24 protein-coding genes are annotated in these 23,543 nt (G+C 60.0%); 19 read left to right on the top strand and 5 right to left on the bottom strand.

What is annotated here, in order from left to right:
- The first annotated feature begins 3 nt into the window (after window positions 1-3).
- The 7 genes from araH (at window position 4) to AB4N41_RS01155 (ending at window position 7,559) form a co-directional block, all read left to right on the top strand.
- Window positions 4-972, top strand: a complete 969-nt coding sequence (gene araH / locus AB4N41_RS01185; protein WP_122507882.1) for an L-arabinose ABC transporter permease AraH — start codon at window positions 4-6, stop codon at window positions 970-972.
- A 1,058-nt stretch (window positions 973-2,030) separates the two neighbouring features.
- The gene (locus tag AB4N41_RS01180; protein ID WP_095182261.1) at window positions 2,031-2,744 is read left to right on the top strand and encodes a GntR family transcriptional regulator; all 714 of its coding nucleotides are present in this window, start codon (window positions 2,031-2,033) and stop codon (window positions 2,742-2,744) included.
- The gene (locus AB4N41_RS01175) at window positions 2,741-3,739 is read left to right on the top strand and encodes an ADP-ribosylglycohydrolase family protein (RefSeq protein ID WP_252868081.1); all 999 of its coding nucleotides are present in this window, start codon (window positions 2,741-2,743) and stop codon (window positions 3,737-3,739) included. The genes AB4N41_RS01180 and AB4N41_RS01175 overlap by 4 nt, the downstream gene beginning before the upstream one ends.
- Before the next feature lie 202 nt (window positions 3,740-3,941).
- Window positions 3,942-5,408, top strand: coding sequence for a purine-cytosine permease family protein (locus AB4N41_RS01170; protein WP_041479425.1), 1,467 nt, complete (start codon window positions 3,942-3,944; stop codon window positions 5,406-5,408).
- Entirely contained in the window at window positions 5,401-6,330 is a 930-nt protein-coding gene (locus tag AB4N41_RS01165; protein WP_252876721.1) for a PfkB family carbohydrate kinase, read from the top strand. Before AB4N41_RS01170 ends, AB4N41_RS01165 begins: the two co-directional genes overlap by 8 nt.
- A 93-nt stretch (window positions 6,331-6,423) precedes the next feature.
- A complete protein-coding gene (locus tag AB4N41_RS01160) occupies window positions 6,424-6,726 on the top strand; it encodes a transposase (RefSeq protein ID WP_252876575.1) in 303 nt (100 codons plus the stop codon).
- Window positions 6,723-7,559 carry an IS3 family transposase gene (locus tag AB4N41_RS01155; protein ID WP_041475818.1) on the top strand — a complete coding sequence of 279 codons (837 nt, stop codon included), beginning with the start codon at window positions 6,723-6,725 and terminating at the stop codon, window positions 7,557-7,559. The genes AB4N41_RS01160 and AB4N41_RS01155 overlap by 4 nt, the downstream gene beginning before the upstream one ends.
- Window positions 7,560-7,693: 134 nt before the next feature.
- Here the strand turns inward: AB4N41_RS01155 and AB4N41_RS01150 are convergent, their stop codons facing one another.
- The 3 genes from AB4N41_RS01150 to AB4N41_RS01140 form a co-directional block, all read right to left on the bottom strand.
- The gene (locus AB4N41_RS01150; protein ID WP_095182257.1) at window positions 7,694-8,074 is read right to left on the bottom strand and encodes a Rho termination factor N-terminal domain-containing protein; all 381 of its coding nucleotides are present in this window, start codon (window positions 8,072-8,074) and stop codon (window positions 7,694-7,696) included.
- A 104-nt stretch (window positions 8,075-8,178) separates the two neighbouring features.
- Window positions 8,179-8,433, bottom strand: a complete 255-nt coding sequence (locus AB4N41_RS01145; protein ID WP_041479421.1) for a hypothetical protein — start codon at window positions 8,431-8,433, stop codon at window positions 8,179-8,181.
- Between the two features lie 44 nt (window positions 8,434-8,477).
- The gene (locus AB4N41_RS01140) at window positions 8,478-8,822 is read right to left on the bottom strand and encodes a hypothetical protein (protein WP_076563793.1); all 345 of its coding nucleotides are present in this window, start codon (window positions 8,820-8,822) and stop codon (window positions 8,478-8,480) included.
- 386 nt (window positions 8,823-9,208) lie between these two features.
- Between AB4N41_RS01140 and AB4N41_RS01135 the strand changes: the two genes are divergently transcribed.
- The 6 genes from AB4N41_RS01135 (at window position 9,209) to AB4N41_RS01110 (ending at window position 15,063) form a co-directional block, all read left to right on the top strand.
- Window positions 9,209-9,691, top strand: a complete 483-nt coding sequence (locus tag AB4N41_RS01135) for a GNAT family N-acetyltransferase (RefSeq protein WP_056788283.1) — start codon at window positions 9,209-9,211, stop codon at window positions 9,689-9,691.
- Window positions 9,692-9,869: 178 nt separating this feature from the next.
- Window positions 9,870-10,859, top strand: a complete 990-nt coding sequence (locus AB4N41_RS01130; protein ID WP_150637665.1) for a 2-dehydro-3-deoxygalactonokinase — start codon at window positions 9,870-9,872, stop codon at window positions 10,857-10,859.
- Window positions 10,860-10,878: 19 nt separating this feature from the next.
- Window positions 10,879-11,499, top strand: coding sequence for a 2-dehydro-3-deoxy-6-phosphogalactonate aldolase (locus AB4N41_RS01125; protein ID WP_056788288.1), 621 nt, complete (start codon window positions 10,879-10,881; stop codon window positions 11,497-11,499).
- A gap of 61 nt (window positions 11,500-11,560) precedes the next feature.
- Complete coding sequence (gene dgoD, locus AB4N41_RS01120) at window positions 11,561-12,709, top strand: galactonate dehydratase (RefSeq protein ID WP_016770960.1); 1,149 nt, start codon at window positions 11,561-11,563, stop codon at window positions 12,707-12,709.
- 177 nt (window positions 12,710-12,886) lie between these two features.
- Window positions 12,887-14,197 (top strand): MFS transporter, encoded by a 1,311-nt coding sequence (locus AB4N41_RS01115; RefSeq protein WP_041479405.1) that lies wholly within the window; start codon window positions 12,887-12,889, stop codon window positions 14,195-14,197.
- Window positions 14,198-14,259: 62 nt separating this feature from the next.
- Window positions 14,260-15,063 carry an IclR family transcriptional regulator gene (locus tag AB4N41_RS01110; protein ID WP_016770958.1) on the top strand — a complete coding sequence of 268 codons (804 nt, stop codon included), beginning with the start codon at window positions 14,260-14,262 and terminating at the stop codon, window positions 15,061-15,063.
- A 9-nt stretch (window positions 15,064-15,072) separates the two neighbouring features.
- On the opposite strand, the gene AB4N41_RS01105 is transcribed toward AB4N41_RS01110, so the two are convergent.
- Window positions 15,073-16,125, bottom strand: a complete 1,053-nt coding sequence (locus AB4N41_RS01105; RefSeq protein ID WP_071173192.1) for an NAD(P)-dependent alcohol dehydrogenase — start codon at window positions 16,123-16,125, stop codon at window positions 15,073-15,075.
- Between the two features lie 190 nt (window positions 16,126-16,315).
- On the opposite strand from AB4N41_RS01105, the gene AB4N41_RS01100 reads away from it, so the two are divergent.
- Window positions 16,316-17,206, top strand: coding sequence for an AraC family transcriptional regulator (locus AB4N41_RS01100; protein ID WP_090288604.1), 891 nt, complete (start codon window positions 16,316-16,318; stop codon window positions 17,204-17,206).
- A gap of 183 nt (window positions 17,207-17,389) precedes the next feature.
- Here AB4N41_RS01100 and AB4N41_RS01095 read toward each other — a convergent pair whose 3' ends face one another.
- Complete coding sequence (locus AB4N41_RS01095; RefSeq protein WP_024013896.1) at window positions 17,390-19,054, bottom strand: electron transfer flavoprotein-ubiquinone oxidoreductase; 1,665 nt, start codon at window positions 19,052-19,054, stop codon at window positions 17,390-17,392.
- Between the two features lie 550 nt (window positions 19,055-19,604).
- Here AB4N41_RS01095 and AB4N41_RS01090 point away from each other — a divergent pair.
- The 5 genes from AB4N41_RS01090 to AB4N41_RS01070 all read left to right on the top strand — a co-directional run bounded on the left by AB4N41_RS01090 (window position 19,605) and on the right by AB4N41_RS01070 (window position 23,369).
- A complete protein-coding gene (locus AB4N41_RS01090; protein ID WP_007908338.1) occupies window positions 19,605-20,354 on the top strand; it encodes an electron transfer flavoprotein subunit beta/FixA family protein in 750 nt (249 codons plus the stop codon).
- On the top strand, window positions 20,355-21,284 hold the full coding sequence (locus AB4N41_RS01085) for an electron transfer flavoprotein subunit alpha/FixB family protein (protein WP_016770954.1): 930 nt from the start codon (window positions 20,355-20,357) through the stop codon (window positions 21,282-21,284).
- A gap of 82 nt (window positions 21,285-21,366) precedes the next feature.
- Window positions 21,367-22,188: a substrate-binding periplasmic protein gene (locus tag AB4N41_RS01080; RefSeq protein WP_056788301.1), complete on the top strand. Its 822-nt coding sequence runs from the start codon at window positions 21,367-21,369 to the stop codon at window positions 22,186-22,188.
- Window positions 22,189-22,197: 9 nt separating this feature from the next.
- Entirely contained in the window at window positions 22,198-22,560 is a 363-nt protein-coding gene (locus tag AB4N41_RS01075) for a DUF4398 domain-containing protein (RefSeq protein WP_038860459.1), read from the top strand.
- Window positions 22,557-23,369 carry an OmpA family protein gene (locus tag AB4N41_RS01070; protein ID WP_056788304.1) on the top strand — a complete coding sequence of 271 codons (813 nt, stop codon included), beginning with the start codon at window positions 22,557-22,559 and terminating at the stop codon, window positions 23,367-23,369. Before AB4N41_RS01075 ends, AB4N41_RS01070 begins: the two co-directional genes overlap by 4 nt.
- Window positions 23,370-23,543: the final 174 nt, after the last annotated feature.

The following is a 23,543-nucleotide window of genomic DNA, read 5'->3' as shown; positions in this document are numbered from 1 at the left end:
ATGATGACTACGCAAAACGAAACCCTGCCGACCGAGCGCAAACCGCTGGACATGCGGCGCTTCCTCGATGACTGGGTCATGCTGCTGGCGGCGATCGGCATCTTTGTCGCCTGCACACTGCTGATCGACAACTTCCTCTCGCCGCTGAACATGCGTGGCCTGGGTCTGGCGATTTCCACCACCGGCATCGCCGCGTGCACCATGCTTTATTGCCTGGCATCCGGACACTTCGACCTCTCGGTCGGCTCAGTGATCGCCTGTGCCGGCGTGGTCGCGGCAGTGGTAATGCGTGACACCAACAGTGTATTTCTCGGGGTCAGCGCGGCGTTGGTGATGGGCCTGATCGTCGGGCTGATCAACGGCATCGTGATTGCCAAGTTGCGCGTCAATGCCTTGATCACGACGCTGGCGACCATGCAGATCGTTCGCGGTCTGGCCTATATCTTTGCCAACGGCAAAGCGGTCGGTGTGTCGCAGGAATCGTTCTTCGTCTTCGGTAACGGCCAGCTGTTCGGTGTGCCGGTGCCGATCCTGATCACCATTGTCTGCTTCCTGTTTTTCGGCTGGCTGCTGAACTACACCACCTACGGGCGCAACACCATGGCCATCGGTGGCAACCAGGAAGCGGCGCTGCTGGCGGGTGTTAACGTCGACCGGACCAAGATCATCATCTTCGCCGTGCATGGTTTGATCGGTGCGCTGGCGGGTGTGATTCTGGCCTCGCGGATGACTTCCGGGCAGCCGATGATTGGTCAGGGTTTTGAACTGACAGTGATCTCGGCTTGCGTGCTGGGCGGAGTTTCGTTGAGTGGTGGCATCGGCATGATTCGCCACGTGATTGCCGGGGTGTTGATTCTGGCGATCATCGAGAATGCGATGAACCTGAAGAACATCGATACGTTTTATCAGTATGTGATTCGTGGTTCGATTCTGTTGCTGGCCGTGGTCATTGACCGCTTGAAACAACGGTAACGTCAAAAGCTACCCCTCACCCCAGCCCTCTCCCAAAGGGAGAGGGGGTCGACCGAGGTGTCTTGCGTTCTACATCGACCTGAAATATCGGGTCGATTGTGGATTCTCTAAAGCAACATCATTTCGGCGCATTTCCTGAGCACTCCCCAATCAGTTCCCTCTCCCAAAGGGAGTGGGGGCCGACCGAGGTGTCTTGCGTTCTACATCGACCTGAAATATCGGGTCGATTGTGGATTCGCTAAAGCAACATCATTTCGGCGCATTTCCTGAGCACTCCCCAATCAGTTCCCTCTCCCAAAGGGAGTGGGGGCCGACCGAGGTGTCTTGCGTTCTACATCGACCTGAAATATCGGGTCGATTGTGGATTCGCTAAAGCAACATCATTTCGGCGCATTTCCTGAGCACTCCCCAATCAGTTCCCTCTCCCAAAGGGAGAGGGGGCCGACCGAGGTGTCTTGCGTTCTACATCGACCTGAAATATCGGGTCGATTGTGGATTCGCTAAAGCAACATCATTTCGGCGCATTTCCTGAGCACTCCCCAATCAGTTCCCTCTCCCAAAGGGAGTGGGGGCCGACCGAGGTGTCTTGCGTTCTACATCGACCTGAAAGATCGGGTCGATTGTGGATTCGCTAAAGCAACATCAGTTCGGGGCATTTCTTGAGCACTCCCCAATCAGTCCCCTCTCCCAAAGGGAGAGGGGACTGACCGAGGTGTCTTGCGTTCTACATCGACCTGAAAGTTCGGGTCGATTGTGGATTCGCTGAAGCAACATCATTTCGGCGCATTTCCTGAGCACTCCCCAATCAGTTCCCTCTCCCAAAGGGAGTGGGGGCCGACCGAGGTGTCTTGCGTTGTACATCGACCTGAAAGATCGGGTCGATTGTGGATTCGCTAAAGCAACATCAGTTCGGCGCATTTCCTGACCACTCCCCAATCAGTTCCCTCTCCCTCCGGGAGAGGGCTAGGGTGAGGGGCTCTTGATTTTGCTCTCTCCACCGGTCACCTCCCTCAAATTTTTGTTGCCCGCCACGTCCCGTTTCGGTTATCAATTTGTACATGATTAGACAGGTACGATTCGACAAGAAACAACGGGTGGTCGACGAGCTCGTCCGACGCATCGAAAGCGGCCTCATGGAGGACGGCTTTCTGTTGCCTGGCGAACATCAGTTGGCTCAAGAATTCCAGGTCAGCCGTGGCACCTTGCGTGAGGCGCTGGCCGAACTGAAGCGGCGTAATTACATCGCCACGCAAAGCGGTGTCGGTTCCATCGTCACTTTCGACGGTGTCGCGCTGGATCAGCGCAGCGGCTGGGCGCAGGCATTGGCCGACAGCGGGGCGCTGATCAATACCGAAGTGTTGCGCCTCGAAGCGGTGACTCGCGCGGATCTGCTGGTGCGTTTCGGCACCGATCAATTCATCACCCTCGACCGTCGCCGGCGCGCCACCGACGGTACGCTGGTGTCTCTGGAACGATCCTTGATGCCGGCCAACGGCGGCCTGGAAAGCCTGCCTCGCGTCGGCCTGATCGACAATTCCCTAACCATCACCCTGGCCGCCTACGGCTATATCGGTGAGCGCGGCGATCAGTGGATCGGCGCCGAGCCGCTGAATGCCGAAGACGCTGAGCTGCTTGGTCGACCGGTCGGCACGGTGTTTCTCAAAGCCCTGCGCACCACCTACGACCGGCAGAACCGTTTCATGGAACAGGTCGAAAGCCTGCTCGACCCGGTGCACTTTCGTCTGCACCTGCAATTCGGAGAATCGAAATGACCGCGCTCAACCGTGCGCTTGGCGCTTTCTATGGTCTGGCCCTGGGTGATGCGCTGGGCATGCCGACGCAGTCGCTCGATCGTGAAACGATCAAGGCGCGCTTCGGCCAGATCACTGATTTGCAGGACGCAGGTCCCTTGCAACCGATCGCCGCGAACATGCCCAAAGGCTCGATCACCGATGACACCGAGCAGGCGATCCTGGTCGGCGAATTATTGGTCGAAGGTCACGGCCGTATCGAGCCGGCGGTCCTCGCCCAGCGCTTGATCGAATGGGAAGCCGAGATGCAGGCCAAAGGCTCGCAGGACTTGCTCGGCCCCTCGACCAAACGCGCCATTGAAATGATCCTCGCCGGGCATTCCCCGGAAGAAGCCGGACGCTACGGCACCACCAATGGCGCGGCGATGCGCATCACCCCGGTGGGGATCGCCGCGAATGTGGCCGACCCGCAGCGCTTCATCGCGGCGGTCGTGCAGGCTTGCCAGGTGACGCATAACACCACGCTGGGGATTTCCAGTGCGGCGGCGGTGGCGGCGGTGGTTTCCGCTGGCATCAATGGCGTCGATCTGGGCGAGGCGCTGAATCTTGGCCAGCAGATTGCCCAGCAAGCCGAAGCCCACGGGCATTGGGTTGCTGGCGGGCGCATGGCCTCGCGCATCAGTTGGGCGCGCAGTATCAGCGTCGACAGTGACAAAGCACTGCTCGCCGATCTGCTCTACGACGTGATCGGTACATCGGTGGCGTCGCAGGAGTCGGTGGTGGTCTCATTCGCCCTGGCCCAGCAAGTGGCCATCGGCGAGATGACGGCATTCGAGGCGTTGTGCATGGCCGCCAGTCTCGGCGGCGACACGGATACCATCGCGGCGATTCTCGGCGCCATGCTCGGCGCTTGCCTGGGTCTTGAGTGCTGGCCGGAGCCGATGGTCGATACGGTGAAAGCTGTTAATCATCTGCAGCTTGAGCCGTTAGTGCAGGGGCTGTTGGCCTTGCGTTGACTGGCTGGCCTCTTCGCGAGCAGGCTCGCTCCCACAATTGGAATGCATTTGCTTGTGGGAGCGAGCCTGCTCGCGAAAGGGGCGGCGCATTTCTAAAGAATTCACACAGCAATGGATCGCACAGACAGGCCTCGGAAGGCCGGTTGTCTTGTCGTTTTGCATCATTGCCACAACCACAAAAAAGGCAAACAGGAGCATCTTCATGAGTTCATCAACCGCCGGGCAAAGCGTCGGGCAATTGGAAACCCGGGGCATCGAGCCGGTGCCGGAAGCCGAGTGCAACGGCCATCCGCTGCAACTGTTCTGGGTCTGGTTTGCGGCCAATATTTCCATCCTTGGCCTGCCGCTGGGAGCCACGCTGGTGGCGTTTCGCGGGCTGGCGATCTGGCAGGCGATCATCGTCGCCATCCTCGGTGCCGCCGGTTCGTTTGCCGTGGTCGGGATCATCTCGATTGCCGGGCGCCGTGGCCGCGCGCCGAGCCTGACGCTGTCCCGGGCAATTTTCGGCGTGCGCGGCAACATCGGCCCGACGCTGGTTTCGCTGATGTCGCGTCTGGGTTGGGAAACCGTCAACACCACCACTGCGGCGTTTGTCCTGCTGTCGCTGTGCTCGATCCTGTTCGGCTCGCCGGTCGAGGCGAAAAGTGCGCCGGTACTGACGCTGATCTTTATCGCCATCTTCGTCCTGCTGACCTTGTCAGTGTCCGGCCTCGGCCACGCGACTTTGCTGGTGATCCAGAAGTGGGCGACGTACGTGTTCGGTGCGCTGAACATTCTCGTCGGTGGTTTTCTCTGCGCGACCATCGACTGGAGCGCGGTGTTCAACGCCACGCCAGCACCGCTGAGCGCAATGATCATCGGCATCGGCACCATGGCCGCCGGCACCGGCATCGGCTGGGCCAACGCTGGCGCTGACATGTCGCGCTATCAGCATCGCAGCGTCAAGGCTGTGCGCCTGGTGGCGTCGGCGGCGTTCGGCGCAGGGATTCCGCTGGTGCTGCTGATCACCCTCGGCGGCTTGTTGTCGGTGGGCAACAATGATCTGGCGTCGGCGACTGACCCGATCGTGGCGATCCGGGACATGTTGCCGACGTGGATGGCCGTGCCGTACCTGATCACCGCGTTCGGTGGTCTGCTGCTGTCGAACAACCTGTCGGTGTACTCCGCCGGCCTGACCACGCTGACCTTGGGCCTCAAGGTCAAACGCGTCTACGCGGTGGTGGTCGACATCGTCGCGATCTTCGCCGGCTCGATCTACTTCATGCTGATCGCCGACAGTTTCTACGGCCCGTTCATTACCTTCATTTCCCTGCTGGCAGTGCCGATCACCGCATGGGTGGGGATTTTCGTCGTCGATCTGATTCACCGTCACTACTACAGCCCCAAAGACCTGCTCGACGTCAGCCCGAGCAGCGCCTACTGGTATCGCGGCGGCATCGAGTGGCGCGCGTTTGGCGCCTGGGCGATCGCCATCGTCCTTGGTTTCAGCTTCACCACCATCGGCACCACGGCAGAAAACGTCTGGTTCAAGGGCTTTCTGTCCGACTCCTGGCTGGGCCACAACGGCCTCGGCTGGATCGTGACCTTCGTCGTCGCCGGTGGCATTTACCTGATACTTGGCGGTGCGAAAGATCGCCGCGCCGCGCAACCCGAGAATGCTCATGCCTAAGATGCTGCACACCGGCCAGGTCATCATCGACCTGGTCATGGCCGTGGATAAACTGCCGCAGATTGGCGGCGACGTGCTGGCGCAGTCGGCAGGGTTCGAAGCCGGTGGCGGCTTCAACGTGATGGCCGCTGCGGTGCGTAACGGTCTGCCGGTGGTTTACCTCGGTCGCCATGGCACGGGGCGTTTCGGTGACCTGGCGCGCCAAGCGATGCAGGCGGAAGGTATCTGCATCGGCATCCGCGCACCGGCCGAGCGCGACACCGGTCTGTGCGTGGCGCTGACCGATGCGTCGGCTGAACGCAGTTTCATTTCCTATATCGGCGCTGAAGGTGAGGTGACCGAAGACGATTTGAACAGTGTGGCTGCCGAGCCCGGCGATTACGTTTATCTCAGCGGTTACAGTCTGCTGCACGAGGGCAAGGCGCAGGCGTTGCTCGACTGGACGCTGGCGCTGCCGGCGTCGGTCAATGTGGTGTTCGACCCGGGACCGTTGGTGGAGTCACCTGACGCGCCGATGATGCAGACGTTGCTGCCGCGCATCGATGTGTGGACCAGCAACAGCGTTGAGGCGCTGCGGTTTACCGGAGCCGATGAGATTGGTATCGCGATGGATTGCCTCGCGGAACTGCTGCCGGAAAGTGTGCTGATGGTGGTGCGCGACGGGCCGCAGGGTTGCTGGATTCAGCAGCGCGGCGAGCGCCGTCAGGTGCCGGGGTTTGCTGTGAAAGCGGTGGACAGTAATGGCGCCGGTGATGCGCATGCCGGGGTGTTTGTGGCCGGATTGGCGCAGGGGCTGGATGCACTGGAAGCGGCGCGGCGGGCGAATGCTGCGGCGGCGCTGGCGGTGACTCGCTGGGGGCCGGCGACATCGCCGGGGGCGGGTGAGGTGGATGCGTTTATCCGCGAATCCTGCGGCGACTGATGCACCGCAATCGCTGGCAAGCTGAACTGGCCTAATGATTTTGGACACTTCAATCAGGCGCTATGATGGCGTCCAAATCTGAGGTGTTCGGATATGCGTAACTCTTATTCAATTGAATTCAAACTCAAGGCTGTCGGCATGGTATTGGACGAGGGGATATCGGTTCCCGAAGTCTGTGCCAGTCTAGACATCGGCCCTACCGCGTTGCGTCGCTGGGTCGCCCAGGTTCGCAAAGAGCGCCTGGGTACAACGCCGGTGGGGGCCAAAGCGATTACAGCTGACCACCGAGAGATTCAAGAACTCAAAGCCTTGCTCAGGCAAAAAGACCGGGATATTGAAATCCTAAAAAAAGCCAGTGCTCTGCTGCTATTGGACGCCAAAGATCATTCTCATTGATCAATGAGCTGGCAGAGCTATACGGCGTTAACGACTGTTGCCGTGTGTTTGATGTTTGCCGCAGCAGCTTTTATGCCTGGCGTCAGCGCCAAGGCAAGGTGAGTCCTGAGCGGGAGAAACTCAAAGCCATGCTGGTTGAGCATCATAAGGAATCGAGAGCATCGGCCGGGGCACGCACCCTTTCCCGGGAACTACAGGCCAAAGGACATCGAGTCGGGCGGTACATGGCTCGTAGTTTGATGCGTGAAGCCGGAGTGACTAGCCGTCAGCGCCGGCGCCATAAATACAAATCATCAGGCGTAGAGGCTTTGGTCGCACCGCACGTGCTCAAGCGCCAGTTCGATGTCACATCAATCAATGAGGTGTGGTGCGCCGATGTCACGTATATCAAGGTCGGCACCCGGTGGATGTATTTCGCTGCGGTTTTGGATCTCTTCGCCCGCCGACTGGTGGGTTGGGCGTTTTCAATGATCTCGGATGCGGAACTGACCTGTGAGGCCTTACGAATGGCCGTTGAGTTGCGAGGCAGACCTAAAGACGTGCTGTTTCACTCCGATCAAGGCTGCCAGTACACCAGCCATAAATTCAGGAATGAGCTGCTAGCGCACGGGCTGAGGCAGAGCATGAGTCGCAAGGGAGAGTGTTGGGACAACGCACCGATGGAGCGTTTCTTTGGAAGTCTGAAATCGGAGTGGGTACCTGAAGCGGGGTACCGCTCCGAGTACGAAGCACGGGTTGATTTGCAGCGCTACCTAATGCGCTACAACAACACCAGACTCCATAGCTACAACAACTACCGGTCACCGGTCGCCATGGAGAAAATGGCGGCCTGAAAAACCCTAACTGGTGTCCAATATTACTTGACCAGTTCAAGCCAGCTCCCACAGGGTCTTCGTGTGTAAGTGTAATAGTGCAACTACCCGAAAAATCTGTGGGAGCTGGCTTGCCAGCGATGAGGCCATCAGACTTAACCTGCCTTGCGCAACGCCTCAATCAACTCCTGCTTGCGCATCGAAGAGCGTCCCGGAATATTCTTCGCTCGGGCTTCCTTCATCAAGCTATCGACAGTCTGCGTATCCTTCGAAGTCTCGCTATCGCGTGAATGGCCCTTGCGGCTAGCCACCGCACGGCGCGATGACTCTTTGCGCTCTTCCGACTTGGCACTTGCAGGCTTCTTGCGCCCTGAGCCGCCGGACTTTTCGCCACCGCCGGATTGCTTGTTCACCGTCGCCCAGGCACGCGCCTCAGCTTCATCTTTCGACACGCCCTTTTTCTCATAGCTGTCTTCGATGTGCTCGGCTTTGCGCTTCTGTTCGCTGGTGTATTTGTCTTTGCTTCCACGAGGCATGGGATTTCTCCTTGCGTCAGGATGTGCTGCGTTACGCCGAAGGCTGCGAATCACTCGAGACGAATTACCCGTTCGAAGTCGAAGATCCGCAGCCCCAACCAGCGTCAGCTATCGAGTTTCTTCGCCGCTTCAACCCCGGCTGAACTGAGCTTGATCGGCAGGTTCAGCGAGTGCTCACCGGCTTCGCTGCAGGTCACATGACCATGGTGAATCAGCCCGCGATCCTGCAGGGCGGCGAGGGCGCTGGCCACGACTTTCTCGCCCCGGTAATTGTCCAGCACCTCCTTGCCCAAGCCGTTGGGATGCGCGTGCAGCAGGCGGGTGAGAACTTCTTTTTCCAGGTCTTTGTCGACGTTCATGGTTACCTCTTCATGGGAGTGAATAGGGCGCTCGCGTCGGCGAACTACTGACCGGCACCTTCGGAACCGGAGCCACCGGTGGTGGTTTTCGAGCCGACACCGGGGCCGGCATTGTCAGGCGGAGTGGCAGGAGAGTCAGGCGTGTTCATGCCACCCTGACGGCCCGGATCGCTGCCTTGTGTGCGCGGATCGGTGCCGGTGGCGGGTGGCTGATTGATCAGCGGCACGCCGGAACCATCGGTATTCATACCGGGAGCACTGTTGATGGCGGGCGCGCGTGGCGGGGTCGGATCGGTAGGGCCAGTGCCCGCTGCCGTGGACGAGGCGGCGAATACCGCAGGGCAGAGCAGGGCGCTGAAGACTAAAGCGGTCAACCTTGACGGGATCATAGGGCTTCTCCAGTGATTGGAATCCTTACACTGGGTTGGTCAGCCCTGATGAAGGATTGGTGCCTGATGATCGACGAACGGTCTTCTCCGGGGTCGCATCTCTGTTGTTCAGACGATGCCAATCTTTAGTGTTTCCATCGGTGCAAAACAGTTAACGGTCATAAGCATCCTTTCAGAACGTGCGCTATCAACTGTGGGAGCGAGCCTGCTCGCGAAGGCATTTTGTCAGTTGACTCGAGGCTGACTGGAAGGACGCGTTCGCGAGCAGGCTCGCTCCCACAGGGGCAACGGCGTTCGCCCGATCGGGCAGGTCAGTATGTTTGCCATGTGACGAGCGCCGCTGCGCGCCTTAGTATGGCGCTTTAATTTGCAGACAAGGCCCGTCCATGACGATCGAAATCCGCCCGGCGACCCCCAGCGATGCGCCGCAAATCCTCGCCTTCATCACCGAACTGGCAGATTTCGAAAAGGCCCGTCACGAAGTCATCGCCAGCGTCGCCGACATCGAACGTAGCCTGTTCGGCGAAGGCGCGACCGCCCATGGCCTGATTTGCCTGCGCGACGGCTTGCCGATCGGCTTCGCGGTGTTCTTCTTCAGCTATTCAACGTGGCTGGGCAGCAACTGCCTGTACCTCGAAGACCTTTACATCACCCCCGAACAACGCGGTGGCGGCGCCGGCAAAACCCTGCTGCGCCACCTGGCGAAAATCGCCTGCGCCAACGACTGCGGCCGCTTCGAATGGAGCGTGCTGGAATGGAACACCCCAGCCATCGAATTCTACAAATCTCTCGGCGCACAACCGCAGGAGGAATGGGTGCGGTATCGCATGGATGGCAAGGTGTTGCGAGAGTTTGCTGAAGGAAATTGACGCCTGAAAGATCGCAGCCGTCGGCAGCTCCTGTTCACCTCTGTAGGAGTTGCCGAAGGCTGTGATCTTTTTTTGTTTATATCCCAAAATATGGGATTGATATTTATATATTGAGATTTTAGCCCGCCCGGGTTTATAGTCCGTCGCACTCACTGCCAAAAACAAAACAGGTGAAGCGATGCAGGCGCAATTGATCGCGCTCGATTGGGGGACGACCTCATTACGTGCTTACAAACTCGCGGCGGACGGTGTGGTGCTGGAGCAGCGTGCGCTGTCGTCCGGGATCATGCAGTTGCCCAAGACCCCGCGAATCATCCACGGCCGTGAATGCGCCGATGGTTTTGAACTGGCCTTCGACGAGGCCTGCGGTGACTGGCTCGATGCGCAGCCGGATCTGCCGGTGATCGCTTGCGGCATGGTCGGCAGTGCGCAGGGCTGGCGCGAAGCGCCTTACTGCGAAACGCCAGCCGACGTCGCCCATCTCGGAAATTCCCTACAAACCGTTGTCAGTCTGCGCGGTACGCCGGTGCATATCGTCCCGGGCGTGATCCAGCGTTCGCGTCTGCCGAATGTAATGCGCGGCGAAGAAACCCAAGTCCTCGGCGTGCTGCAAAGTCTGCCGGTCGAGGCGGGTGATGATCTGCTGATCGGCCTGCCTGGCAGCCACTCGAAGTGGGTGGAGGTGGTCGATGGCCGCATCACCCATTTCGACACGTTCATGACCGGCGAAGTGTTTGCCGTGCTCAGCGAGCACAGCATTCTCGGCCGTACCCAACAACCGAGCGCGACCTTCGATGCGCAGGCGTTCGATCGCGGCGTGCAAATCGCGCTGTCGACAGATGCCGAGCTCGGTGTGCTGTCGACCTTGTTCAGCGCCCGCACCCTCGGCCTGACCGGTGAATTGAGCCCGACTGCTCAGGCGGACTATCTGTCCGGCCTGATGATCGGCCATGAGCTGGCCGCGCTCGCCAATGTGCAGCGGCGCCGGCGCAATCAAGCGAATCTTCCAGCGATCGTGCTCATCGGCAATGCGCTTCTGTGCGCACGCTATCAACGCGCCCTCGACGCCTGCGGCTTTGCTCGGGTGACGCTGGCCGAGCAGGCCACCGAGCGTGGCCTGTGGCAACTGGCGCGTGCCGCCGGACTGATCGATTCCTCATCCCGTTAACCCTGACTGGAGGCCTGACATGCTCAAGCAAGCACTGGCACAAAACGGTCTGATCGCGATTCTGCGTGGCCTGCAACCGCAGGAAGCGGCGGCTGTCGGAGAAGTCCTTTATTCCGCCGGATTTCGCGTCATCGAAGTACCGCTCAATTCCCCATCGCCGTACGAAAGCATCCGCATCCTGCGTGATGCGCTGCCCGCCGATTGCCTGATCGGTGCCGGCACGGTGCTCAGCCCCGAGCAGGTCGAGCAGGTCAAAGCGGCTGGCGGCCAAGTGATCGTCATGCCGCACAGCGATGCCAAGGTATTGCGCGCGGCGAAAGCGGCGGGGCTGTTCCTGTCGCCGGGTGTGGCCACGCCGACCGAAGCCTTCGCCGCACTGGCTGAGGGCGCGGACATTCTCAAGCTGTTTCCGGCCGAACAAATGAACCCGGCGGTCGTCAAGGCCTGGCTGGCGGTGTTGCCAGCCGGCACGGTGCTGGCGCCGGTCGGCGGCATTACGCCGGACAACATGCAGGCCTTTATCGACGCCGGTGTGAAAGGTTTCGGCCTCGGTTCCGGTCTGTTCAAACCGGGCATGACGCCCGAGCAGGTGGCGGTCAATGCCAAGGCCTACGTGGCTGCCTGGAAAGCCCTGAGTTAAGACTTTTGGGCGCTGTGTGCGCTGCATCTAATAAAAGCTGCATTTACAAAAGAGAGCAGAGATGAAAATCACCAAACTCACGACCTTCATCGTTCCGCCGCGCTGGTGCTTCCTCAAGGTCGAAACCGACGAGGGCGTGACCGGTTGGGGCGAGCCCGTGGTCGAAGGGCGCGCGCACACGGTTGCCGCGGCGGTGGAAGAATTGTCCGACTACCTGATCGGCAAAGACCCACGCAATATCGAAGACATCTGGACCGTGCTCTATCGCGGTGGCTTCTACCGTGGCGGCGCGATTCACATGAGCGCGCTGGCCGGTATCGATCAGGCGTTGTGGGACATCAAGGGCAAGGCCCTCGGCGTGTCGGTCAGCGATCTGCTCGGTGGCCAGGTGCGCGACAAGATTCGCGTGTATTCGTGGATCGGCGGCGACCGTCCGGCGGACACCGCGCGTGCGGCGAAAGAAGCAGTGAGCCGTGGTTTCACTGCGGTAAAAATGAACGGCACCGAAGAACTGCAGTTCCTCGACACTTTCGAGAAAGTCGACCTCGCCTTGGCCAACGTTGCCGCCGTGCGTGATGCGGTCGGGCCGAACGTCGGTATCGGCGTCGATTTCCACGGCCGCGTGCACAAGCCGATGGCCAAGGTGCTGATGAAGGAGCTCGACCCGTACAAGCTGATGTTCATCGAAGAGCCGGTGCTCAGCGAAAACTACGAAGCGCTGAAAGAACTGGCGCCGCTGACCAGCACGCCGATTGCCCTCGGCGAACGGTTGTTCTCGCGCTGGGACTTTAAACGGGTGTTGAGCGAAGGCTACGTCGACATTATCCAGCCGGATGCCTCCCACGCTGGCGGCATCACCGAAACCCGCAAGATCGCCAACATGGCCGAAGCCTACGACGTCGCGCTGGCGCTGCATTGCCCGCTGGGACCGATCGCGCTGGCTGCCTGTTTGCAACTCGACGCGGCTTGTTACAACGCGTTTATCCAAGAGCAGAGCCTGGGCATCCATTACAACGAGAGCAACGACTTGCTCGACTATGTGAAGGATCCGCGCGTGTTCGACTACGACCAAGGTTTCGTGAAGATTCCGAACGGCCCGGGGCTGGGCATCGAGATCAACGAGGAATACGTGATCGAACGCGCCGCCGTCGGCCACCGCTGGCGCAACCCGATCTGGCGCCATGCCGATGGCAGCTTTGCCGAGTGGTGATCTCCTGATTCAGCACTGATCCCTGTGGGAGCGAGCCTGCTCGCGAATGCAATGTCACATCCGCCATCCATGTGACTGACCCGACGCTTTCGCGAGCAGGCTCGCTCCCACAGTTTGATCTCCAGGGAGAGGAGATCTGCGTCATGACCTCAACAAACATAAAAAGAGGCATCTCTCATGCAAACGCACACCCTCTCCGGGCAGGCGTCTTTAGTCACGCCTAGCCGCAAGCGATTTTTCATCATGGTGTTGCTGTTCATCACCGTGGTCATCAACTACCTCGACCGCAGCAACCTGTCGATTGCCGCGCCGGCGCTGACCAGTGAGCTGGGCATCGATCCGGTTCATGTCGGTCTGATCTTCTCCGCGTTCGGCTGGACCTACGCTGCCATGCAGATCCCCGGCGGCTGGCTGGTCGATCGCGTGCCGCCGCGCATCCTTTACAGCGTCGCGCTGCTGCTGTGGTCGGTGGCCACGGTGATGCTCGGTTTCGTCAGCAGCTTCATCGCGCTGTTCGTGCTGCGCATGGCCGTCGGTGCGCTGGAAGCGCCGGCCTATCCGATCAACAGCCGCGTGGTCACCACCTGGTTCCCTGAGCGCGAGCGCGCCACGGCGATCGGTTTCTACACTTCCGGACAGTTTGTCGGTCTGGCTTTCCTGACCCCGGTGCTGGCGTGGCTGCAACATGAATTCGGCTGGCACATGGTGTTCGTCGCCACCGGCGCGGTGGGCATTCTCTGGGCGCTGATCTGGTACGCGGTGTATCGCGAGCCGCGCGATTTCAAAGGCACTAACCAAGCGGAAATCGACCTGATCCGCGAAGGCGGCGGGCTGGTCGATATTCAGGCCGAAGCGGCCAAGGTCAAAGCCAAATTCAGCTGGACCGATCTGGGCATCGTCCTCAGCAAACGCAAGTTGTGGGGTATCTACCTCGGCCAGTTCTGTCTGAACTCGACGCTGTGGTTCTTCCTCACCTGGTTCCCGACCTATCTGGTGAAATACCGCGGCATGGACTTCATCAAGTCCGGCCTGCTTGCATCGCTGCCATTTCTTGCCGCTTTCGTCGGTGTGTTGTGCTCGGGATTCTTTTCCGACTTCCTGATCCGGCGCGGCTACACCGTGGGCTTCGCACGCAAGTTGCCGATCATTGGCGGGCTGCTGATTTCGACCTCGATCATCGGCGCCAATTTTGTCGAGTCGACGCCGCTGGTGATTGCCTTCCTCGCCCTGGCATTTTTCGGCAACGGGCTGGCGTCGATCACCTGGTCGCTGGTGTCGACGCTGGCGCCGGCGCGTTTGCTCGGTCTGACCGGTGGCGTGTTCAACTTCATCGGCAACCTGTCGGCGATTGCTACGCCGATTGTGATCGGCTTCCTTGCCAGTGGCGATTCGTTCGCTCCGGCGATCACCTACATCGCCGTGCTCGCGCTGGTCGGTGCCTTGTCCTACGTGCTGCTGGTGGGCAAGGTCGAGCGTATCGAGTTGTAGTGCTCAGCGTCGGGCGACCATAATGCCGCCCGTTCCTTCGCTCAACGGTAAAAAGGCTGGATATGCAGGAAGACGCCCCGGAAAAAACCAAGGACGCCGCGCCCACCGGCACCCAGACGCTGCTGCGCGGCCTCGGTGTGGTGCAGGCGGTGGCCAGTGGCGCGCGTGATCTCAAGGAGATTGCCCGGCTGATCGGTACCACGCGCAGCACTACCCATCGTCTGGCCAGCTGTCTGGTCGACGAGCGTTATCTGCGCGTGGTGCCGCAAATCGGTTATCTGCTCGGGCCGAAACTGATCGAACTGGGCTTCCAGGCCCGCGAAGAGTTGCCACTGGTGACCCTGGCCGGGCCGTATCTGGACGAGCTCTCGGCGCTGACCGGCGACACGGTGCATTTGGGGATCAGGGAAGGCGACGAAGTGCTGTACCTGCTGAAGAATCCAGGGCGCAACGGCCCGGAAATGCGCTCACGGGTTGGCCATCGCATGCCGCTGGTACGCACCGGGATCGGCAAGGCCTTGATGCTCGATGATTCGCCGCAGGATTGGCGGCGGCTGTACGACATCAGCCTGCCGGCGGGTGGCAAAAGTCAGTTCTGGCCGCAGCATCCGCAGCAATCGTGGGAGCAGCTGGAGCAGCGCATGGGCGAATACGTTGCCGGTGGCTACGCGTTCGATCTGGAAGACAACGAACCGTCGATCCGCTGTGTGGCGGCGCCGATTCGTGATGCGAGCAAGGGCATAGTCGCCGCGATCAGTATCGCCAGCACCGTGCCGTACATGCCGCTGGAAAAAATGGCCGAGTTGATCCCCCTGCTCAAAGGGGTCACAACCCGGCTGTCGGCGGAGCTTGGTTTGAAGGTATAGCCCTAAGGTTTAGGCCTTCAGCGTCGCCATGTCGATGACGAAGCGGTACTTCACATCACCGGCAATCATCCGCGCATAGGCTTCATTGATATTGCGGATGTCGAGCATTTCGATGTCGCAGGTGATGTTGTGCTCGGCGCAGAAATCCAGCACTTCCTGGGTTTCGGCGATACCACCGATCAAGGAGCCGGCCAGTACGCGACGGCTCATCACCAGTTTGCCGGCGTGGACGGGCGGGTTCACCGGCTCGATCAGGCCGACCAGAATGTGCACACCGTCGAAACGCAAGGTATCGAGGTACGGGTTCAAATCGTGTTGCACCGGAATGGTATCGAGCAGGAAGTCGAAGTAGCCGGCAGCGGCCTTCATCTGCTCGGCATCGGTGGAGACGATGACGTGATCGGCGCCCTGACGGCGACCTTCTTCAGCCTTGCTCGCCGAACGGGTGAACAGTGTCACTTCCGCGCCCATGGCCTTGGCGAACTTGATGCCCATGTGGCCGAGGCCACCCATGCCGAGAATGCCGACCTTGTCACCGGCCTTGACGCCGTAGTGCTTGAGCGGCGAGTAGGTGGTGATGCCGGCGCAGAGAATCGGTGCGGCGCTGGCCAGTGCGAGTTTCTCGGGGATGCGCACAACGAAGTGTTCGCTGACCACGATGCTGTCCGAATAACCGCCCATGGTGTTGCTGCCATCAACCCGATCCGGGGTGGCGTAGGTCATGGTCGGGCCTTCGAGGCAATATTGCTCGAGGTTCGCCTGACAGGCTTCGCAGCTGCGGCAGGAGTCGACCATGCAGCCTACGCCAACCAGATCGCCTACCTTGTGACGGGTGACATTCGCACCGACTGCGGTGACTTTTCCGACGATCTCATGGCCAGGCATCAGCGGATAAACGGCGATGCCCCATTCGTTGCGTGCCTGATGGATGTCGGAATGGCAGACGCCGCAGTAGAGAATTTCGATCGCCACGTCGTCGGCGCGCGGGCTGCGGCGTTCGAATTTCATCGGGGCGAGGGGCGTGGTGGCCGATTGGGCGGCATAGCCGATGGCGGTGTACATGAAGGACCTCGCAAAAACAGTGACAAGTGAGGCGGTGAATTCTGGCCGTCAGACGCGGGTGCGGCCATGACGATTTCTCCGGGTCTCATGCCTAATCCTCCGGCATGCGGGTTTCGGCGATCGCATTGGTCAGCGGATCTGCGATGATGTTTTCATCCCCTTTTCCGTGAATTTTACGAAGACCTATTCGATGCAGTTGACCCGTCATCTTGATGCCAATGCCCGGCTGGTTTCGCTGATCGAACCGCTGGCGCTGCGCGATGGCTACAGCCAGACCGGCCTGCCCGGTGTGCAGATCCTGCGCGCCAGTTGCGACGTCGCCCGTGGCCCGCACATTTACGAGCCGAGCCTGATGATCATCGCCCAGGGCAGCAAACTGGCGTTCCTCGGCCCACGAACCATGGAATACGGCGCCGGGCATTACCTGATCCAGGCGCTGCCGGTGCCGTTCGAATGTGAAACTTTTGCCTTGCCCGATGCGCCATTGCTCGGTGTGTCGGTGGCGATTGATCGCGTCCTGCTCGGCGAATTGGTGCTGGCTATGGGGCTGGCGCCGGGTCGGCATATTCCGGCGCAGACGCCGGAGTCGATGACCTCGGTGGTGCTTGACGATGGCATGCGCGGTTGTGTCGAACGGCTGCTTAGCTGTCTGCACGATCCGCTGGAATGCCAGATTCTCGGCCCGGCGCGGGTCCGCGAGTTGTTGTTCGTTGCGTTGCGCGGGCCGCAGGCGGATGTATTGCGTGCGTTGGTCGAGCAACAAGGGCAATTCGCCCGGGTGGCGGCGTCGATCAGCCATCTGCATGCGCATTACACCGAGCCGCTCAATGTCGAGACACTGGCCAGTTGCGCGAACATGAGCGTGTCGACGTTTCATGAGCATTTCAAGCGCAGCACACTGTTGTCGCCGGTGCAGTATCTCAAGCGTTTGCGCTTGTTGAAGGCGCAGACGCTGCTGGTGGCGGAGGGGCTGGGTGTCGCGCAGGTGGCGCATCGGGTGGGGTATCAGAGCACGTCGCAGTTCAGCCGCGAGTACAAGCGTTACTTCGAACGCAGTCCGGGGGATGAGCGCGCTGCCTGATCCGCCGATACTCCCTGTGGGAGCGAGCCTGCTCGCGAAGGCGCTGGATCAGTCGACATCATCTTCATATGACACACCGCTTTCGCAAGCAGGCTCGCTCCCACAGTTGTTTTGTGGTGTCAGGGGAATTTTGGGCAACAAAAAGGCCCCCATTTCGGGAGCCTTGTTGTTCAGCGTTTCGTCTTACATGTTCGGGTAAGTCGGGCCGCCGGCACCTTCCGGCGCCACCCAGGTGATGTTCTGCGCAGGGTCCTTGATGTCACAGGTCTTGCAGTGCACGCAGTTCTGGGCGTTGATCTGGAAGCGCTTCTCGCCATCTTCCTTGGTGATCACTTCGTATACGCCGGCCGGGCAGTAACGCTGCGCCGGTTCGTCGTACAACGGCAGGTTTTTGCTGATCGGGATGCTCGGATCGGTCAGCTTCAAGTGGCACGGCTGCTCTTCTTCGTGGTTGGTACCAGAGATGAACACCGAGCTGAGTTTGTCGAAACTCAGTTTGCCGTCGGGTTTCGGATAGTCGATCTTCTTGCAGTCGGCCGCGAGCTTGAGGCAGGCGTAATCCGGCTTGGTGTCGCGCAGGGTGAACGGCAGTTTGCCGCCGAAGATGTTCTGGTCCAGCCAGTTGAAACCACCGCCGATGATCGCGCCGTACTTGTGGATCGCCGGGCCGAAGTTACGGCTGGCGAACAGTTCTTCATGCAGCCAGCTGTTCTTGAATGCGTCGACGTAAGTGGTCAATTCGACGGTGCAGTCCTGCTCGGCGAACAACGCATCGGCCACCGATTCCGCCGCGAGCATGCCGGACTTCATCGCGGTGTGGCTGCCTTTGATCTTGGCGAAGTTCAGGGTGCCGAGGTCGCAACCGATCAGCGCGCCGCCCTTGAAGACCATTTTCGGCAGCGAGTTCAGGCCGCCCTTGGCGATGGCGCGGGCGCCATAGCTGACGCGCTTGCCGCCTTCAAGATATTGCTTGAGCACCGGGTGATGCTTGAGGCGCTGGAACTCATCGAACGGCGACAGGTAAGTGTTGCTGTAGGACAGGTCGACGATCAGACCGACCACCACCTGATTGTTTTCCAGGTGATAGAGGAACGAGCCGCCGGTGTTCTCGGTGCCCATGATGTCCAGCGGCCAGCCGGCGGTGTGCACCACCAGGCCTGGCTGATGCTTGGCCGGGTCGATTTCCCAGATCTCTTTCAGACCAATGCCGTAATGCTGCACGTCGGCATCGCTGTCGAGGTTGTAGCGCTTGATCAGTTGCTTGCCGATGTGGCCACGGCAGCCTTCGGCGAACAGCGTGTATTTGCCACGCAGTTCCATGCCCGGGGTGTACAGGCCTTCTTTCGGATGGCCTTCACGGTCGACGCCCAGATCACCGGTGATGATCCCGCGTACCACGCCGTTTTCATCGATCAACGCTTCCTGAGCGGCGAAGCCCGGGTAGATTTCCACACCGAGGTTTTCCGCCTGCTGAGCCAGCCAGCGGCACAGGTTGCCCAGGGAGATGATGTAGTTGCCTTCGTTGTGCATGGTCTTGGGCACAAAGAAGTCAGGAATCTTCTGCGCGCTGTCAGCGTTTTTCAGCACGAAAATGTCATCGCGTGTGACGGGCGTGTTCAGCGGCGCGCCGAGCTCTTTCCAGTCCGGGAACAGTTCGTTCAGGGCGCGGGGTTCGAATACCGCACCGGAGAGGATGTGTGCACCGACTTCGGAGCCTTTTTCGACCACGCAGACGCTGATTTCCTTACCGGCGTCAGCGGCCTTCTGCTTCAAGCGGCAGGCGGCGGACAGACCAGCGGGGCCGGCACCGACGATGACGACGTCGAATTCCATGTATTCGCGTTCCACAGGCTATCTCCTACTCAAGGCTCAACAGTTTTTTTTCTAATATGGAGGTTTGATCTCGCATCCGTATTGCCTTTACGTTAACGTCAAAGGGAATATTGGCGAATCCACCTTTCTCTCTAGGCGGCGCATTATATCTACACCACTCCGAGCGTCCAATACAAACGTTTGTTTGAATCGCCTCCAGCCCTGATAAATCAAAGAAGCGCGGCTTATGACAGGGCATTTTGGCGTATTGACCAGAATGGGCGTTCCGGTCAAGATACGGGCGGTTTTGCGCTCGCCGTAGGCAGACTGGCGGTTTCAAGAGCACCTCTAAAGACAGGGCACAGGCAGTAGACGGTGATGCGCAGCGCAAGTCCGGCGCGCAGTTTACACAGCGTGAGAATGAATGACCCGACAGTCACCCCTGACGAACGGTCACCTCCCTTCGCGAAGTGAATCACCTCACATTCAAGCCGGCGTTTTTAGAGGTGCCCTTGTCGCCCGATGAGCATCATCCGCCAGGTTCGCCTAGGCGACTTTCTTTTCACCGGAGAGTAACGAGGAATCCATGAAGGTTCTTGTAGCTGTCAAACGCGTTGTGGATTACAACGTCAAGGTCCGCGTCAAGGCGGACAATTCCGGCGTCGACCTCGCCAACGTCAAGATGTCGATGAACCCATTCTGCGAAATCGCCGTGGAAGAAGCCGTACGCCTGAAAGAGAAGGGCGTTGCGACTGAAATCGTCGTCGTCTCCATCGGCCCGACCACCGCTCAGGAGCAGCTGCGTACCGCACTGGCTCTGGGTGCCGACCGCGCCATCCTCGTCGAATCCGCTGAAGACCTGACCTCGCTGGCCGTGGCCAAGCTGCTCAAGGCCGTTGTCGACAAGGAACAGCCTCAGCTGGTGATCCTTGGCAAACAGGCGATCGACAGCGACAACAACCAGACCGGCCAGATGCTCGCGGCACTGAGCGGCTACGGTCAGGGCACCTTCGCTTCGAAAGTCGAAGTCTCCGGCGACAGCGTTGCCGTGACTCGCGAAATCGACGGCGGCGCGCAGACCGTTTCGCTGAAACTGCCGGCCATCGTCACCACCGACCTGCGTTTGAACGAGCCGCGCTATGCGTCCCTGCCAAACATCATGAAAGCCAAGAAGAAGCCTCTCGAAGTGCTGACTCCGGACGCTTTGGGCGTTTCCACCGCCTCCACCAACAAGACCCTGAAAGTCGAAGCGCCGGCTGCACGCAGCGCGGGCATCAAGGTCAAGTCGGTGGCTGAACTGGTTGAAAAACTCAAGAACGAAGCGAAGGTAATCTAAATGACTATCTTGGTTATTGCTGAACACGACAACAAAGTGCTGGCCCCGGCCACACTGAACACCGTGGCTGCTGCGGCAAAAATCGGCGGCGACATCCACGTTCTGGTAGCAGGTCAGGGCGCAGGCCCGGTGGCCGAAGCCGCAGCGAAAATCGCTGGCGTGAGCAAAGTCCTGAATGCTGACAACGCCGCTTACGCGCATCAGCTGCCAGAGAACGTAGCGCCGCTGGTTGCAGAGCTGGGCGCTGGCTACAGCCACATCCTCGCTGCCGCCACTTCCAACGGCAAAAACATCCTGCCGCGCGTTGCCGCTGCGCTGGACGTTGACCAGATCTCCGAGATCATTTCGGTAGAAAGCGCTGACACTTTCAAGCGTCCGATCTACGCCGGTAACGCCATCGCCACCGTGCAATCGACCGCCGCGATCAAAGTGATCACCGTGCGTGCCACCGGTTTCGATCCGGTTGCTGCTGAAGGTGGTTCGGCTGCCGTTGAAGCTGTTGGCGCTGCGCACGACGCCGGTACCTCGAGCTTCGTCAGCGAAGAGCTGGCCAAGTCCGATCGTCCTGAGCTGACCGCTGCCAAGATCGTCGTCTCTGGCGGCCGCGGCATGCAGAACGGTGACAACTTCAAACACCTGTACGCCCTGGCCGACAAGCTTGGCGCTGCTGTTGGCGCTTCGCGCGCTGCGGTCGACGCAGGTTTCGTACCGAACGACATGCAGGTCGGTCAGACCGGCAAGATCGTTGCGCCACAGCTGTACATTGCCGTCGGTATCTCCGGCGCGATCCAGCATCTGGCCGGTATGAAAGACTCCAAGGTGATCGTTGCGATCAACAAGGACGAAGAAGCGCCGATCTTCCAGGTGGCCGATTACGGCCTCGTGGCGGATCTGTTCGAAGCAGTACCTGAGCTGGAGAAGCTGGTCTAATCCTGCGGCTTCACTTATAAAGAGCCCGGCCTGTTGGTCGGGCTTTTTTTTTGTCTCGAATTTCAAGCGGGAGCGTTTAGCCATGGATCTGCGCTGCGGATGGTTGTTGGGATGGGTGCTGTTGCCAGGTCTGGCCACGGCCGCTGGCAAGTGCGAGCGCCTGGTTGTCACCGGCAGCCCGGATGCGCCGCCCTATCTGTGGCAGGACCCGCAAAATCCCAAACGCCTGATCGGCGCTAGCGCCGATTTGCTGCAGCAAGTGGCCAAGGATCTGGGCATCAAAGTTGACCTGCTCTACGCCGGCAAACGCTCGCAGGCCCTCGATGAAGTGCGCAGCGGGCGCATGGACATGCTGGCCGACGCGCCGTTGACCGTGAATGAGCTGGAAAACCTCGACTACATCCATCCGCCACTGCTGGAAAACGACTATCTGGTGTGGACGCGCAAAGGCTCGACGCTGACCTACGGCGAGGCCAGCGACCTGAAAGGCCATGCCGGGGCGGTGTCGGAAAAGTCGCGGATGACCCAGGCATTCGGCACTTTCGCCGAACAGAATCTGACCCTGACCCGCACAGCAAACCTTACCGAGGCATTACAGAAACTGCTGTTGGGCGAGGTGGAATATGTCCTCGCCGGACGTTACTCAGGCCTGGCCGCCGCGCAGACATTGGGCATGACCAGCGATCTGTTGGCGTTCGAACAACCCATCGACCGGCCGGGTCTGTTCCTCGCGGTTTCGCATAACTCGGCCTGCAACGATCCGTGGTTGCGCGGACAGCTCGCCAAAAAGATGACAGAATTGCCCGCGTCCGGACTGACGGAAGCCGCGCTGCAACGCAACATCGAGCGCTGGAAGGCGCAACAGCAACAGCCGCCACAACCTGTCAGTGCCCCAAAACAGTAGGGATTCTTAGTGAGTATTCGACCTCTTTTCGCGGCTGTGGCCGTTCTGGCCCTGGCCGGGTGCGCATCCGATCCGGCACCCAGTGAACAAATGCGTTTGACCGAACAAGCCATCGTGCAGGCCAAGGCAGTCGGCGCCACCGCTGACGAAGTGCCGGAAATGCAACTGGCCGAAACCAAGTACAACCGCGCCAAAGGCAGCATGGCCGACGAGTCCTATCGCAATGCGCGCATGCGTGCCGAGCAGGCCGAACTGGATGCACGTCTGGCCGAAGCCAAGGTGCTGACGAAAAAAAGTGAAGAGCAACTCAATGTGCTCAATACCCGCATTGTCCGCCTGCGCAAGCAGCTGCAACTGGGGGAAGCGCAATGAGCCTCAAGTCCAACGCTTTGGGCATTCTGCTCCTCGCCGGTTGCGCCAGCCTGTACGGCTGCGCTGGCCAGCACAGCGAGGCGGCGCTGCAACAGGCCGGCGCTGATTTCCAGAAGGTCAAGGAAGATTCCAACGTCCTGCGCATTGCGCCGAAAGACGTGATCCGCGCCGGCGAATCCCTGGCCCGTGCCGATCGGCTGTCGACCTATTGGGGCAGCGGTGCCGACGTGGTGCATTACGCCTACTTGAGCCAGCGCTACAGCGAAATCGCCCGCGAGCACACCAACCAGGCGCTCAACGAGGAACGCGCAGCCAAGCTCGAGCTTGAGCGTCAGCGTCTGCAACTGGCTCTGCGCGAGTCGAAGCTGCTCAGTGTGCAGCAGCAGGGCAAGTGGCTGGAGGAACAGATCGAGGCGCTGGCCACCACACAGACCGACCGGGGGCTGGTCATGACCCTCGGCGACGTGTTGTTCGACACCGGCCAGGCGGAACTGAAAAACTCGGCCAACCGTGTCGTGCTGAAGATCGTGCAGTTTCTGCAACTCAACCCCAAGCGCGTGGTGCGCATCGAGGGCTACACCGACAGCACCGGTGGCAAACAGGAAAACCTCAAACTGTCCCGCGATCGTGCGCAGTCGGTAGCTGACGTGCTGGTCGATCTGGGCATCGATGAAAAACGCATTCAGGTCGAAGGTTATGGCGACCAGTTCCCGGTTGACGCCAACGCCTCCGAGCGCGGCAGGGCGCAGAACCGCCGGGTGGAAATCGTGTTCTCCGACGAAAAAGGCCAGCTCGGCGCCGCCCGCTGAGGGCTGCGTCTCTGGAAAGCCCGGACTGTCATGCAGTGCCGGGCTTTTTTATGTCTGTCGATTGCTGCGCAAAACCGTACAGATGGGGCAGACACCCCACTGTACGGTCGAGTAATCTGGCAACTGTCCCAGTACACTTCTAAACTGTTCCGGTATTGTTTCAGACAAGAATAA

The sequence above is a fragment of the Pseudomonas sp. S2_A10 genome (genome assembly GCF_054668465.1).
Note: the sequence above shows the minus strand (reverse complement) of the source record. Positions and strands in the feature narration are given on the sequence as shown.